The organism is Gardnerella sp. KA00718, assembly GCF_049244285.1.
In the GTDB taxonomy this organism is placed as follows: domain Bacteria; phylum Actinomycetota; class Actinomycetes; order Actinomycetales; family Bifidobacteriaceae; genus Bifidobacterium; species Bifidobacterium vaginale.
In genome coordinates, this window is record NZ_CP058370.1 from 106,677 (window position 1) to 122,162 (window position 15,486).

The window sequence follows — 15,486 nt, forward strand, 5'->3', positions numbered from 1 at the left end:
CATCTTTTGTCTAAATATCACACACAGAATTCAGACTGAAATCAAGGGTCCAAAACGCCAAAAGTGTGTAAAAAAAAATAAACTCATAGCCCTTGTTGCAGTGAGGCTTATAGCGTATCAAATGTGCTTATTCTTTACTTGCAAAATCATTCTAAACAAAGATATCCCAATATTTAACACAGCTTCACGTTACTGGTTTTATCAATCACTATTGTTCCGATAAATTAAATATGTTATTCCGCTACTGTTTATGTTATTCCGATAAAACGTTAAAATATAATAAAATGCAACAATGATTAAGGGTATTTTATGTATATAACAGTAAACCAAGCTGCTGAAAAATGGGGCATATCAGATAGAAGAGTAAGAATTCTATGCTCCGAAGGAAAAATTCCAGGAGCATATCGGGAAGGAAGATCCTGGAAAATACCACATGACGCATCAAAGCCAACCGACGGAAGATATAAAATTAGTGAATCTCTAATTCCAATCATAAAAACTAAATTAGAAACCCTTAAAACAAGAAGACCCTTAACTGAGGGAGAATTAGAAAGACTTAATGAAGAATTTCTAATAGAATATACATATAACTCAAATGCAATTGAGGGAAATACTTTAACACTGCGCGAAACAGACATGGTTCTTAGAGGGCTTACTGTTGATCAAAAATCATTAAAAGAGCACCTAGAAGTTATTGGACACAAAGAAGCCTTTGATTACGTAAAGCAGCTTGTTAGCGAAAATAAGCAGATAAATGAAAAAGTTATAAAAGACATACATTATTTAGTTTTAGCCAATAAGAGAAAAGATAGAGGCGTTTATAGAAAAGTTCCCGTTCGAATTATGGGATCTACACATGAGCCACCACAACCATATTTAATCGCTTCAAAAATGGAAGAATTATTGAAAAAATACAAAAACAGCGATGAAGATATTGTTACTAAACTTGCTCGTTTTCATATAGAATTCGAAAGCATTCATCCTTTTATTGATGGAAATGGAAGAACAGGAAGACTGCTGGTCAATTTGGAGTTGATGAAAGCAGGGTACCCACCAATAGATATAAAATTTACTGATCGCTTGAAATATTATGAAGCTTTTGATGAGTATCACGCAAAGCATAACGTGTCTGCCATGGCAAACTTGTTTGCAAGATATTTAAATCAAAGACTTGATTTGTATTTGTCTATTTTAGAGTAATGGTCATTTTTAATTAAAGCTACGCGCAATTGTCTTTACTGTTATTCTCTCAGATAGTTGACTGAATTATTGACAGTACTGTGGTCGAATCTCCGACTTGGTCACAGATTCTGTTTGACCTATAACTCAAATGCATTGCGTTGTAAGCGCGCGATTATAAAATTTGTATACACAAAAAACATATTTTTTGTACATTCAATGTACAATTTTTTATACATCCAATGTACAAAAAATACGATTTATGCGATTTTTCTAGACTTAGCAAAAGTTATAGCAGCAATACTTACAACAAGAACAGCAAGAACAATCAATGGCGCCGTGAAATAATTTGTGTAGAATTCACGCACATCAACATCTACGGAATTGATAGTCGCAGCATAAGAAATATACGACAATACGCCTAATACAACATCAATAATTGCATATGAGTACGCATCTTTATACAACTCTTTAGCTGATTTGCTGCTTTTAACCCATAAAATTACAGATAGAACCAAGCCTATTAACATTGATGCAACAGCAACAAGTGCAAACAACATATCTAACATAAAACCCTCCTGCCCAATTAAATCCTCTTCCATAGCGGATTCAATATAATTTTAATTTAACTAAGATTTTCGTGTCAATATTAAAAAAAAAAATTACAGAATTTCGCACATTATTTTCACATTTAGACTATTTTTAAGGTGCAATAACAGGCGAAGAACGTTGATATATCAGATCTCCCCACATGGAGCGGACAACGGGAATCGAACCCGCCTCTGAAGCTTGGGAAGCTTCCATTCTACCGATGAACTATGTCCGCATGTTCGGCTGCTGGCGATTAATACCTTCAAATGACTCGATTAATCAATCTAGACAACAAACCATATAAGGATATCATGCTCCGCTTACGGCTACAACTCCACTAGGAAATCTTCTCCCATATCGGATGTTGAATACAGATTCAGACTTATCAAATTCATCTGGTCTTGCAGCAGCTTCATTTTCATAAGACATTTCCGCATACCCAGAATACTCAGCATTATCCTCTTGCGACTTAGCCATTAGTCTCAAGAAGTTAACTCGCTCTTTAACAGCTGACTGATGAGAAAACATCTTCAATAATTTTGATTTATCATCTTCAAATGGATTTACAATCATCAGCGAAGACATTGCCTGCAATCCATCGGCTCTACTCATCTCATGTATTTTTGCACCGTAAGAAATTTTATTTAGAGCAGAAGCCAAAGCTGCAGGATCTCCCGTAAGCATTCCAGCGCTTTTATCTGCGTCAAATTCGCGGCTTCTAGAAACCACCAGCTTAATCATCAATGCTCCAACTGGCACAAAAATCACATTTAAAACTTGACCAACAATCTTTAACACTGGGCAACGGCTTTTAGAAGATTCTGATCTAACAGCAAACTCACTATCAGCAGTATGCTTCTTTTTGGAATACGTAAGAACATAGCCAACATAAGTCATAATTGTCGCAATAGCTGAAGCAATAGTGGAATTCAAAATATCATGATTATAAATATGAATCAGCTCATGACTTACAACTCCACGCAACTCACGCTCGTTCAGAATGTTTAAGAGTCCACGCGTACAACAAATAACAGCATGTCTTTCACTGCGACCAATTGCAAAAACATTAGGACTATCCATTGGAGCAACGTAAAGATGCGGCATCGGTCTTTCGATTCTCGCAGAAATCTCGCGAACAATACCATACAAGATTGGCTCTTCATCTTCACTGACTTCTATAGCATTCACCATGCGAATTGCGAGCTTGCCAGAAAGCCAATATGCGCACACACTGAGAATTATTCCTAAAACTACAAACCAAATCAGCATAGGTAAGCGCAATCCACAGGAAGCCCAAATTAAGGCAAGAATCAACCAGATTACTGAGAACAGTGCTGCTGTTTTCATATAATTGCTGCATCGCATTCCTATATTGCTGAACATGTTTACGATTCTAATAATCGGAACTGTAATTTTGCTGAATGAAAACTGTATATTTATAATTAATATGTTTAAGATTAATGCTAATTAGTGTATTTAAGATTTATAATCTGTTAACAAGTGGTCACTAAACGTTTTGCAAATGTGCATAACGTAAGCGACCACTAAAAATTAACAAACTATTGTTGATGATTCGCTATATCTATAAGCATTTGCTTAGATACAACTTTTTTGCGAGCGCGATTTTCTGCCATACCAGATTCAACTTCAAAATCGTCAACTCTTTTCCACCCATCAAAATCAACTACATCCACGCCTCTGGAAGCGAGAAGATTTTCGATAGATTTAGGCTCTCTATCTATTGCCAATCTGCCAGGAAGTGCGGATTCACATTCTTCGAGCGAGCTTTTTGCTAAATCTTCCAACATATTTGCCACTATTTGCAAAGCGTCTGACTTTGTGGAACCAATTAATCCAACAGGTCCTCGCTTAGCCCAGCCAGTTGCATACAAGCGTGGACGCACAACATCACCATCTGGATCAGTTACTATGCGACCATCTTTATTCGCAAGAAGAGCTTTGTTCTCATCGTAAGCAACGCCAGAAACCTTAGCAGGCTTATATCCAATCGCATGGTAAACCGCTTGAACAGGGTATTCTTCAAACTCTCCAGTACGAGTCATTTTCCCGTCCGCGCTTGTAACTGTACGCTCTACTCGAATAGCGCACACTCGCCCATCTTCTCCCAGAATTTCAACTGGATCAGAATTGAAGTGAATAATATAGCGTCGATTTGCAGGATTGCCTTCAAAATCAACGTTTCCACTATCTTCCATATCTTCGCTCAAATCGCGTATAGCAAAAAGTTCTTCTACCATTTGACGAGTCAATTTGTCTTTTCCAGCAACATCAATCGTTTCGTCATCCAAGTCAAAATCGTTTTCATTTACAACTATTTGCACGCCAGAAAGCTTTTCCATCTCGCGCAATTCTTGCACAGAGAATTTAGCTTGAGCAACGCCTCGTCGAATAAACAAGTGCAATGTTTTAGCCTGGTTTTTAAGCAAACCATTGTAAACGTCGTCGGAAATGTCCGTGTGTTCTCTAAGATAATTCGCGTCTCGCAAAAGCTCGCGCGCAACATCCATAGCAACGTTTCCGCCACCAATAACAGCCACTTCGCTTGCATCAAGCGGCCACGTGCGCTCACTGGTAGGATACCCGTCGTACCATTCCACAAATTTTGCAGCGCCATACACGCCGTTTAACGATGCTCCTGGAATACTAAGCGGCTTATCTTCTACAGCGCCCGTAGCAAACAGAATTGCATCGTAGCGAGGCAACAAATCGTCTAATGTAATATCTTTGCCAAATTCAACATTCGCATACAAGTGAATATTTGGATTATCAAGCGTTTTAGCCAAAGCATCTGCAATGAATTTTATGCTCGGATGGTCTGGCGCAACTCCATATCGAACCAGCCCAAATGGAACTGGTAGTTTTTCAAATAAATCGATTCTAGCGCTCGTACCTAATCCCATTTCGTCACCCAATTTTTTAAGCTGACGAAGAAAAATATCTGACGAGTATATTCCGGCAGGCCCCGCACCAATAACTGCGATTCGCAATTCGTGCGAATCCGCATCATAATTCGTTTCCATAAATTTTCCCATGTTGTTATTCAAATTTTGTTATTCAATGTTGTTATTTAAAACATTACATTTTGCGTGTTTCGAGCATTCTTAAGCATTTTGAACTCTTTTTGTAAACTGTTTTATAAGTCGCTTCCTTAAATGCTCCACTACTTAGACTAGCGCCTTGACTCATTCAAGAAAAGACCAAAGTGAATATTGTCACTTATATACATTTTTGCTTATGCGTGCTTGTAACTTGTGACTTATGCACATATGCACATTTACTCTTACGCGCGCTTTCCTTTCAACGCTGTAAGCGCCCATAAAATTGACACAACATCAATCATCTCTTGCATCATAGCTCCAAGAACTGCAGGAATCAGCCCAAAAGCCGCCGCAATCATGCTTATAACAGCTAAACCGATTCCCAACATAACAGCCTGAACCATAACACGCTTTGTGCGTTTGGCTACACTAACTGCGTTTGCTACAGCATAAATGTTGTTGTTCATAATCACAACTTGCGCGCACTCCGAAGCCGCTGTATCCGTTCCATCAGTCAAAGCCACTCCAATGTTTGCTGCAGCCAAAACTGGTGCATCGTTTACGCCATCTCCAACCATCATTGTTACGCGCTTATCTTTTTTCTTATCCATAAAGCTGCCAAAGATGCCAAAACTGCCAAATCTGCCGCAATCTTCTTCGCTTTTGTAATCACTATAGTGCTGTTTTATGCACTCAAGCTTGTCTTGTGGCAGCAAATTAGCATTTACTCGCTCAATACCAACGCTTTTTGCTATTGTTTGAGCAGCTTGCAGACCATCTCCAGTAAGCATGCTTATTGAACGAACACCAAGTTTTCTGAGTTTTTGAATCGTAGATTTTGCATTTTCTCTAGGCACGTCTTTTAGAACGATTCGCCCAACAAGTTTGCCATTAAAAGAAACATATGTCGCCATTTCGTCGGCAGAAAGCTCTTCAAAATTGCTTTCTATATTTTCTATATTTGCACGTTTGGCTTTATCTTCGGTTGCTGGCGACTTATCCTCGGGATTGCCAGCTGACGCCTGCAAAACGTATTTTTTGCGACCTACTCTAACGTTTACACCATCCACACTTGCGCATATACCTTGACCAGCAGTTTCTTTAACACCGCTTATAACTGGGTATTCACGCACGCTTGGAAGCTGCGGAACGGCAGATGGATGAGTGTTTTGCCAAAGATCCGATCCAGCTTTTGCAATTCCTCCTGCAAGAATGTGCTGTGAGTATGTTTCCAGAACACCAGCAAACATTAGTATCCTATTTTGCAACCCACTATTTTCTTGATTTTCCTGATTTTCGCTATTTTGATGATTCGCTAAATCCACTCTAACAACTTGAGGCTGTTTAACAGTAAGCGTTCCCGTTTTGTCAAAGAACACATCTGTTACTCGGCTTAGCTGCTCTAAAACATCTTGGCTTTTTACCACAATACCAAGTTTTGCAAGTCTTCCTGTTCCTGCCATAAACGCCACTGGAACAGCGATTAATAGTGGGCAAGGAGTAGCTAGCACCAACACTTGCGCAAATCTTAAAGCCTGACCAGATGCAGCCCAAGCAACGCCTGCAATCACAAAAGAAATCACCGTAAAAGGAACGGAAAGCATATCCGCAAATCGTACTACTGCAGCCTTGGAACTTCTTGCAGATTCAACCAACTTCATGATTTTTTGATATTGCGAATTTTGCGATAACTTAGTTACGCGCATAATTAACACAACGCCACCATTTACGCATCCAGACAACACTTGTGCGCCAGCAAACACTTCGCGCGGAAGCGACTCGCCATTTATTGCGCTTGTGTCTAGAACAGCAGAACCGCTTAAAAGCTCACCGTCTACAGGAACTGTTTCTCCTGGAAGAACAACTATTACATTGCCGATTTTTAGATCTTCAACTGGAACTGTTTTGTATCTTTGCAATTGGCTAGAAGACTTTACCTCTTGCAATATTGGGCATTCTTTAGAGTTATTGTTACATTTTTTACACGATTCACAACTAGTAAAATCTTTATGTTCTTGCAATGCCTCTAGCGAAGATTCATCGCTGACTTTTCTAAAATGACTATGATCAAGCAGAGCACATTGCTCACAAGATTCACCACACACTATTCCAGGAAGTGTCATTAAATGCGCGGTTTGAGGAGACGCATTTACTAAAAGAGATAGATTTTTCTGCGCTGCATCTTGCGCAAAGTCTTCGATTGCTTCGCCTGTAAACACCATTACAACAATCAAATAACTTGCCCAAAATTCGCCTATGCAAAGCGTTGCAAGCAATGCAACAAACGCAAGCAAGTCAATTCCAAGTGTGCCATGCATTAAATCATCAATCATACTTAAAAGCGACTTAACACATGTGTATAAAACTAAACATGTTATTATACTTTGCCCGATTGTAAGGCTTATTTGCACATTAAAATCAAAATTTATCAATGAAAATAGGTAATTTAACGTCTTGCTCATAACTTTGCAAAAATCGAGTATAAAAGTCAGATTTCTAGAATAAAACGCCGCAATAAACGGGAACAAAACTAAAACTATTACTAATTGAGGAGCACGACGGCAATACGATAAAAGTTTACGCATACACTTTCCTTACGCTGATCAGGTTAACTGCGCTAAACGCTGCTAACACACGATTTCACGCCTTGTTAACCCATTGAGCATCCACTTAAGCATGCGCAATACACGGCGTAAAGATATCTATATTCATTTATTGGTATTCAGTTTAGCAAAACACCTTGATGAGAAACATTCTCATATAACAAAATGCGCGCAAGAACAAGAAACACGCGAAAGAAGACGATAATACGAATATATGAAAAAAGGTTTCTAGCGATCGGCTAGAAACCCTATTTGTGGAGCTAAGGAGACTCGAACTCCTGACCCTCTGCTTGCAAAGCAGATGCGCTACCAGCTGCGCCATAGCCCCATTGGAGAAAAAGAACAAAATGCTCAATTTCGTGGGCCCGGGAGGACTTGAACCTCCGACCTCATCCTTATCAGGGATGCGCTCTAACCACCTGAGCTACGGGCCCAACTTGTATGTCGAAAACATACAAGTAGTTAGATTAGCACATGAAACAAAAATGTCAAATAGCAAATCTAAGCGTGTCGCAAAATTATTCTACAAAATTATTCTAAATGACTGCGCATAAACCACTGGAACTTTTCAAGCTGCTGAACATGATCTTGAATAATATTAGAGCTAACAATATCAAGATCATCAAGCTGAGAAATTGCCTTACGATCATCTGCAATCATATCGTTGTAATACTCAATTAATGCTTGCAAATACTCTTTGGTGGACTTTCTACCACTAAGAGCAAAACGCTTCCAAGTGCGCGAAGCTACAACATCGTCTGCGCGACCAAGTGGGGATCCACCAAGCGTTGCAATTCGCTCAGCTGTTTCATCGGCTTGAGCTAAAACTTCTGCAACCTGAGGATCAAGCATTTCATGAACCGCAATAAAGTCTGGACCCGTAACATTCCAATGTGCATGCTTTAAGACTAAAGCAGCTTCCTGCTCATGGCTTAAGCGATTCTGCAAAATATCGATTGCTTTCTCACTAGCCGATTCGTCAAGACCTGGCACAATATGAGTTAAAGCCATATTAGTATCCTCCATTTTTTGTTTATTTTTGTTTAATTTTATTCAAATCTTTAATTTACTTCGGTTTTTCTGACTTCAATCGTAGCTATTCTACGCCCATCAACCTCCGTAACTGTCATATCGTAGCCATCCGCATCGTGCAAAATAGCTCCAACCTTGCCCATTGAGCCAGTGTGAGCAAGGAAATAGCCTGCAACAGTTTCATAAGGTCCATCCTCTAGCTCAATTCCAGTCACATCTGCGAAATCTTCTATAGTCATTCCACCGTCAACTGTAGCAACCCCGTTTACAAACACAGTAGCTTTACTATCACGCTTCAAATCTGACTCGTCTGGCAAATCGTATTCATCTCTAATATCTCCAACCAATTCCTCGGTCATGTCTTCAAGAGTTACGATGCCATCCGTTCCGCCATACTCGTCAATAACAACAGCAAGATGTATTCCGCGTTTTCTAAGCATCTCCAAGCTTGGAAGCAATTTAGACGTTCCAGGAAGACTTATTCCTTCTCGAGTTACATCTGCAACTGTTTTAGCATTAGGATCTCTAACATCTAACAAATCGCGTACATGCACAAATCCAATAACATCGTCAAAATCTTTGCCTGTTACAGGATATCTAGAATATGGCAATTCTCTAATTTTTGCAGCAGCTTCTTCAAGACTTAAAGATCCGTCCAAAAACTCAACGTCTGCACGAGGACGCATAACTTCGGCAACAATCGTTTCAGAAGCATCAAAAACATCGTCTAAAATTGTTCGCTCATCTTGGCTAAGCTTTTTATTCGAGTTAACTAAAACACGTAGCTCTTCGTCGGAAACTTCACTTTCCTTTTCGTTTGGATCGAATCCAAGAAGTCTCACAAAACCGTTGGTGTTCTTAGCAATCAACCATATTAAAGGCTTGCATATTTTGGAGAATATATCTACTGCTGGAACAACTGCTCGAGCGATTTGCTCAGAGCGCTGCATTGCTATTCTCTTTGGCACAAGTTCAGAAATTACTATTGAAAAATACGATATTATAAGCGTTAAAACAATAGTCGTTAATGGTCCAGCAACATGATCTGGAACTCCCCAAGACTTTACAATTGGCACAATATGAGGCGCGATTGCAGATTCACCAAAAGACGCCGAAAGAAATCCCGAAAGCGTAACTCCGATTTGAAGAGTGGAAAGAAAAGTGTTTGGATCTCGAGCTATTTTTGCAACTCTTTTCCCACGAGCATCCTGCGTTTCCATGCGGTCTAATTGCGACGATCGCAAATTAACAAGCGCAAGTTCGGTTGCTGCAAATATGGAACCAAACAAAAGGAACACAACAATGAGTGCAATGTTAAAACCCAACGACATACTTGCTATCTTAGTTGAATTTAACATATATAAAAAGCTTTGTGCTTAATATCGAAATAATATACACAATCAGGTTCTATAAAAATAACCGGATGGAGCTTTACTTATCTCTTTAATGGATTCAACTTTAAGAACAACACCTTTGTGTGAATATCCACTAACACCAATATTCCCTAATGAAATATTAGCTTTTACAATCACCCATTGGTGATTTTTAAATCGTAAGTTTTTAGAAAAATCTGCAACAAACCCAAACGGAGACATATCTAGAATGCAGCAAGACATAAATTGTCTAGATATGCGAACCTGATTTTTAGAAAGCGTGTTTTCTCGACTTATAAAACCTTTTACCACAATTTCATATCCCTGGTATTTCTCTAAATTATGGTCAATTTCGTCATACCAATTTCCAAAATCATCGTCTGAAATAATAATTTTTTTATTAGCTACGTCTAGTCCTCTTAAAGTTTTTTTATTATTTTTACGATTAGACGCGATTGCTATTGCGCGCCCAGAGGCGTACTCGTCAAAACCTGCAGACTTTGTAAAACCTTGATCTAATGCTGATTTTGACATTTGAAGTGGAATTAAAATCACGAGCATTGGAATTATTAGGGAAACAAGAATGCGTTTAGAATCTTTTGCAAAAACTGGAATAATACCAAAAAGCGAGCAAATTCCCAAAACAAAAAGCAAAATCGCAGCAAAAATAAGGTATACGAATGCGCGCGGAGTGGTAAGGATTGTGTAGCATCCGCTTAATGCGCTCCACATTAGTGTGGCTGAAAAGCAAATCAAACACAACGATTGCGCAATATGAGCAAAAGTAATTTTATGCTTAGTTTGCTTGCAATCTGCATTATTACAATCAACATTGCATACAACATTTACACTACTCATAGCATCACACCCCATGCAAGGTGAACAAGAAGCGCTGCGAGTAAGCAAATAACAACAATAGTTGCTGTTAGACGTATCACAAATTTCCCTTTAAAATCTTCAATAAGCATAAGAGTGTTTTTTATGTCTAGCATTGGCCCAAAAAGCAGAAAAACAATTACTGAACTCATTGGAAGAGAAGCAGCCAAAGAGCGCGCAATTACTGCGTCGGAGCTTGAACATAAGGAGCTTGCGTATGCTATTAGCATCATTGCTGGAATCGCCACAAAAACTGTTGTTGTGTTTATTTTTGATGCAGGATCTGCGCCAAGCCAAACGCGAATAATCGAAGCTACAGTTGTTCCAAACAATATTATTGGCATTAATCGCATAAAATCCGCATAGACGTGATGAGCATAAATTTTTAAATGATCTTTAAAACTTATTAAAGGCCCATCATTATTGTCAAAATCACATGAATCACATGTTGATCCACATGATTTTATGAAAAATTTTTCCCTTAAAACTTGTGATTTTACAGGAAAAATCACAAAACTAATTCCCACTAAAAGAGCCACACCAACACCCAAAGCCACTCGAGTCACAGCAACTGCTGGAACGTCCGCAAATGCGTACCAAGTAGCCCAAATAGAAACAGGATTTACCACTGGCACAGCGCATAGAAATGTCACAGCACAAGGCAATGGCAGCTTTCGCGCAACAAGACGAGAAAACGTTGGAACAACAACACAATCACATACTGGCACACAGACTCCAGCAAGAATTGCAGCCAAAAAGCCGTTTGCAATAGACTTTGGAGCGTGTTTTTCAATAAAATCTGCCGTAATCCACGTTTCTACAGCAGCAGAAACAAGCACGCCAATTAGCGTAAAAGGAACAGCTTGTAAAAGCAGCCCAGCAACACCCATAATAATAGTGTTTACAGGCATCCAAGGGTTGCGCGCTTGCAACGCTGGAAACATTGCAATAATCAAAGAAATAAAAGGAATCCCTATAATCAAATATAGATAGTTTGCAGAATTTGCTTGTTCTGCTTTACTTGCTTTTTCTACTTGGCTCGTTGTTTTTGCTTCGGTTTCTGTTTTTAGCATGACAACACTTCCACCAAGCCGTCACTCATTCGATACCTTGCTCCAACAAGCATCAAAGCGTCTTTGAAAACAGCTTCGCGAATTATTTGTGATTTTTCACAAATTTCAGCCAAAATATTAGACACGTGAATACGTTCAATATCATCTGTATCTAAATTTTCCTCAACACCTGCGAGCACAGCAGGCCCTAAAGAACGCAGCAATATTAACTCGCTCGACTCAATTATTTCGCTTGTTTTATCTTCGCCGTATTCAGAAACCAGCTTTTGCACGTTCGGCAAAACAGCCTTTACGGCGCCGCAATGCTCATGCCCAAGCACAACCAACACTTTTACTCCCAAATCACTTACAGCGTATTCTAGCGAAGCTATTACGGCATCATCCAACACTTCTCCAGCTGTGCGAACAGAAAAAATAACGCCCAAACCGGCGTCGAATATAAATTCTGGAGCAACTCGCGAATCTGCGCACGAAAGCACAACAGCTCCAGGATGCTGACCGTCAATAAGTTTCATGCGCGATTCTGAATTTACGCCTGCATGCGCTGAATTGCCGTCTGCAAATTTGCGATTCCCTGCAAGCATTGCGCTTAATACCGATGTAGCTAAAACTGAATCTTCATTAGCAAAATCTTCGCTGACTTCTTCTTGCATTATTATCTCCTACACTGGCATTGGCAATATTTTCAGTTGCTTAAAGTTTAAAATTTTTGACTTAGAATATATTGTATCTTTCGTAGTAAATAAGAATTTTGTTTAAGAATATAATCCTATTATCAAAAAAGCTCCCGTATTGCAATTCGCAAATACGAGAGCCTTCTTGATTCAGTAATTTATTAAAATCATCCAGTGTTTTGCAAGCCTGCAGCAACACCGGAAACAGTGCAGAGAATCAGGTAGATGAACTCTGCTTGCTGGCTTTCGCTCAATTCTTCCTTATCCACCTTATTGCGAAGCTTATGCAAAGCAAGTGATTGAATTACAGAAAGCGCGTCCACGTAAGGCGAGCGCACGCGAATCGCCTGGCCAAGCACATGGCGATGTTGCAACGGCCATTTATCTCCAACAATTTGCAAAACCCACTTGCGAGTAAGTTGCATTTCCGAAAGCACTTTATCGCTTAAATCTTCGCGATCTCCAAGGCTTAGATACATGCGAGCAATTCGCTCGTCTGTTTTAGCCAAAGACATCTCAATGTTGTCAATAAAAGTACTAAACAGCGGCCATTCTTCGTAAGCTCTGCGCAGAGTTTCCAAGTCGCCAAACTTTTCGCAAGCTGTACCCAAGCCGTACCACGCTGCCAAGTTGATTCGAGCTTGCGCCCAAGAGAAAACCCACGGGATTGTGCGCAAATCGTCCAAAGACTTTGCACCAAGACCGCGCTTTGCAGGGCGAGATCCGATTGGGAGCAAACCAATCTCACTAAGCGGAGTAACGGTTGAGAACCAAGGCGTAAAGTCATCTGTTTGAAGCAAATCAATAAAACGATTATGCGCTGCAACATCAAGCTTTTGAGCCATATCCGCATACTTATGAGTCATTTCCGTGTTGGTTTTCTCAACGCTTGGAGCAGATTGAAGCAAAGTTGCTGCAGCTACTGATTCCAAGTGACGAATGGCAAGAATTGGGTTTCCGTAGCGAGCAAAAATAACCTCACCTTGTTCAGTAAGCTTAAATCGGCAATTTACTGAACCAACTGGTTGAGCAAGAACAGCACGGTTTGCAGGACCACCGCCTCGTCCAACAGCTCCTCCTCTGCCGTGGAATAGTGTCAAATCAATGTCATGATCTTTAGCCCACTGTGCAATACGTTCTTGAGCAGAATGTAATGCAAGTGTTGCAGAAGTAGGACCTGCGTCTTTGGAAGAATCGGAGTAGCCGAGCATAACTTCCATCTTGCGACCAGTAGCCTTCAGTCTAGCCTGAACTTCTGGAATCTTAATGATTTCCTCAAGAACATTAACCGAATTCTGCAAATCTTCTAGCTGCTCAAAAAGTGGTATTACGTCAATTGTTGGAGCATCCTGTGGATGCGCAAACGCAAGGCGATTAAGCTCAAATACATCGCGAACATGCTGAGCAGACTTTGCAAACGAAATAATGTAGCGGCGAGCCGCTCGCATTCCATTTCGCTTTTGAATTGCTCCAAGCGCGCGGAATGTGTCTAGAACTTCGCGAGTCATCGGTTGCAGAGGGCCACGCTCCCCGTGTAATCCATGCTCACGAATATCTTCCAATGCGCGCGAATGCACGAGCGAATGCTGACGGAACTCCATCTCCACCATGTGGAATCCAAAGGTTTGCGCCTGCCAGATCAAATCCTGCAATGGTCCATATGCTGCTCGAGCATCTCCAGCCTCAGCAAGCGAACGTTGCACTATCCGCAAATCTTCAATGAACTCTTCGCAAGAATGATACATCAAGTCTGTATTGCGGCTAATCGTGTGGTGTAGTCGATCTGCCATCACAAGCATAACGGCTCTATGCGGCTCGCTGTTAGATACGTCGGACGCGTTTTCAGTGAGCTGCTCGCTCATTTCCCTCTGTCGGTTCCAAAGTTCCAGCAGTTCAACGCTTGGAGGCGTTGTGCGTGTTTCCATAGTCAGGCATTTGCCAACTTCGCGCGTGCGTTCTTCCAGCGCTTTCAAAACGTGGTTGCTAAACTTGCTCGCAACCTGCCTACTTACCTTTGCTGTAACGTTTGGATTTCCGTCTCTATCGGATCCAATCCAGCTTCCTGGGTGGAAGAATGCTGGGCAGCGCGGTGGCACTAATCCAGCTTTTTTGCCCAAAAGCCAATCGTCAAATCTGCGATAAACCAACGGAATTGTGTTGAATAATGTTGCGTCGAATATATCTAGTATTGTGTCTGCTTCTTCAACTGGTGTTGGTTTTTTAAGAGCAATAGGCGATGTGCGGAGCAATGCGTCTATCTCGTTGTATAGACGCCTGTAGTTTTCGCGCTTGTCTGATCCTCCTAGCCTATTGTGTTTGCTTAGAAGCTTTGATATTCTGCGGATTTTACCAGCTACAGCTTTTCGTCTTGCTTCGGTTGGATGCGCTGTGAAAACTGGATGGAATTCAAGCTTATTTAGCAGTTCCTTAGCTTGCGCAGGGCTCATTTCCGTGAGCAACTTGTGGTATGCGCATGTTAGCTCGTTAACTGGGTCTACGGGATTAGATTCTTCTACTTCGCATTCGCGTTGGTGCAGCACGGAGACCCTGTAGTTTTCTTCACAAAGGTTTGCTAAGTGGAAGTATGTAGCAAACGCACGCGCAAGAAGCTGCATATCTGGCAAATCCATGCCGTTGATTTTTTCTACAGCTTTGTTTAGCCCGTCGTCTTCTGTTCCTTGTGCATCAACCATTTGTGCGAAGTGTGCTGTGCTTGCGTTTACTGCGTTTAATCGCACTTCGTCGAATACGGTTAATAGTTTTTCATCAAATTCGCCTAATACATCGCGCAGAATATGTAAGCATAAATCCATGTCTTGCTTAAGCGATGCTGGCAGTTCGCGCTCTTCAGGTCCTTTTCTTCCTAGTCCAGACGTAACTATTGTTGCGTCTGCTGGAGTAACCTGTTGATTTTGAGTTGTCATCAGACCTCCTTGTGCTAGTCATAAGGTTGCTTGGTCATTTGACTTCCGCGGCTCCTCCGCGGTTATTTAGGTCAAAAGTTGCAAGCCCACAGCCTTTGTTCC

At 40.6% G+C, this 15,486-nt stretch carries 11 protein-coding genes and 3 tRNA genes; 1 reads left to right on the top strand and 13 read right to left on the bottom strand.

The window, feature by feature from the left end:
• Positions 1-309: 309 nt before the first annotated feature.
• The gene (locus HXT55_RS00390; protein ID WP_004116510.1) at positions 310-1,200 is read left to right on the top strand and encodes a Fic family protein; all 891 of its coding nucleotides are present in this window, start codon (positions 310-312) and stop codon (positions 1,198-1,200) included.
• Positions 1,201-1,439: 239 nt separating this feature from the next.
• Here HXT55_RS00390 and HXT55_RS00395 read toward each other — a convergent pair whose 3' ends face one another.
• From HXT55_RS00395 to HXT55_RS00455, 13 genes are all read right to left on the bottom strand, one after another.
• Positions 1,440-1,748, bottom strand: coding sequence for a peptidase A8 (locus HXT55_RS00395; RefSeq protein ID WP_101891679.1), 309 nt, complete (start codon positions 1,746-1,748; stop codon positions 1,440-1,442).
• A 183-nt stretch (positions 1,749-1,931) separates the two neighbouring features.
• A tRNA-Gly gene (locus HXT55_RS00400) sits at positions 1,932-2,005 on the bottom strand.
• Positions 2,006-2,079: 74 nt separating this feature from the next.
• A complete protein-coding gene (locus HXT55_RS00405) occupies positions 2,080-3,153 on the bottom strand; it encodes a M48 family metalloprotease (protein WP_421792218.1) in 1,074 nt (357 codons plus the stop codon).
• A gap of 176 nt (positions 3,154-3,329) precedes the next feature.
• On the bottom strand, positions 3,330-4,811 hold the full coding sequence (locus HXT55_RS00410) for an FAD-dependent oxidoreductase (protein ID WP_285067661.1): 1,482 nt from the start codon (positions 4,809-4,811) through the stop codon (positions 3,330-3,332).
• 260 nt (positions 4,812-5,071) lie between these two features.
• Complete coding sequence (locus HXT55_RS00415; RefSeq protein WP_285067660.1) at positions 5,072-7,414, bottom strand: heavy metal translocating P-type ATPase; 2,343 nt, start codon at positions 7,412-7,414, stop codon at positions 5,072-5,074.
• A 273-nt stretch (positions 7,415-7,687) separates the two neighbouring features.
• Positions 7,688-7,760 (bottom strand) — tRNA-Ala (locus HXT55_RS00420).
• Positions 7,761-7,792: 32 nt separating this feature from the next.
• A tRNA-Ile gene (locus HXT55_RS00425) sits at positions 7,793-7,866 on the bottom strand.
• A 97-nt stretch (positions 7,867-7,963) separates the two neighbouring features.
• Positions 7,964-8,443 carry a Dps family protein gene (locus tag HXT55_RS00430; protein ID WP_004573592.1) on the bottom strand — a complete coding sequence of 160 codons (480 nt, stop codon included), beginning with the start codon at positions 8,441-8,443 and terminating at the stop codon, positions 7,964-7,966.
• Between the two features lie 50 nt (positions 8,444-8,493).
• Positions 8,494-9,795, bottom strand: a complete 1,302-nt coding sequence (locus HXT55_RS00435; RefSeq protein WP_004573593.1) for a hemolysin family protein — start codon at positions 9,793-9,795, stop codon at positions 8,494-8,496.
• 69 nt (positions 9,796-9,864) lie between these two features.
• Positions 9,865-10,695, bottom strand: coding sequence for a TIGR03943 family putative permease subunit (locus tag HXT55_RS00440; protein WP_004113975.1), 831 nt, complete (start codon positions 10,693-10,695; stop codon positions 9,865-9,867).
• Positions 10,692-11,786 carry a permease gene (locus HXT55_RS00445; RefSeq protein ID WP_004573594.1) on the bottom strand — a complete coding sequence of 365 codons (1,095 nt, stop codon included), beginning with the start codon at positions 11,784-11,786 and terminating at the stop codon, positions 10,692-10,694. Before HXT55_RS00445 ends, HXT55_RS00440 begins: the two co-directional genes overlap by 4 nt.
• Positions 11,780-12,439 (bottom strand): carbonic anhydrase, encoded by a 660-nt coding sequence (locus tag HXT55_RS00450; RefSeq protein WP_009993864.1) that lies wholly within the window; start codon positions 12,437-12,439, stop codon positions 11,780-11,782. Before HXT55_RS00450 ends, HXT55_RS00445 begins: the two co-directional genes overlap by 7 nt.
• Before the next feature lie 188 nt (positions 12,440-12,627).
• Positions 12,628-15,384, bottom strand: a complete 2,757-nt coding sequence (locus HXT55_RS00455) for a phosphoenolpyruvate carboxylase (protein WP_004116485.1) — start codon at positions 15,382-15,384, stop codon at positions 12,628-12,630.
• Positions 15,385-15,486: the final 102 nt, after the last annotated feature.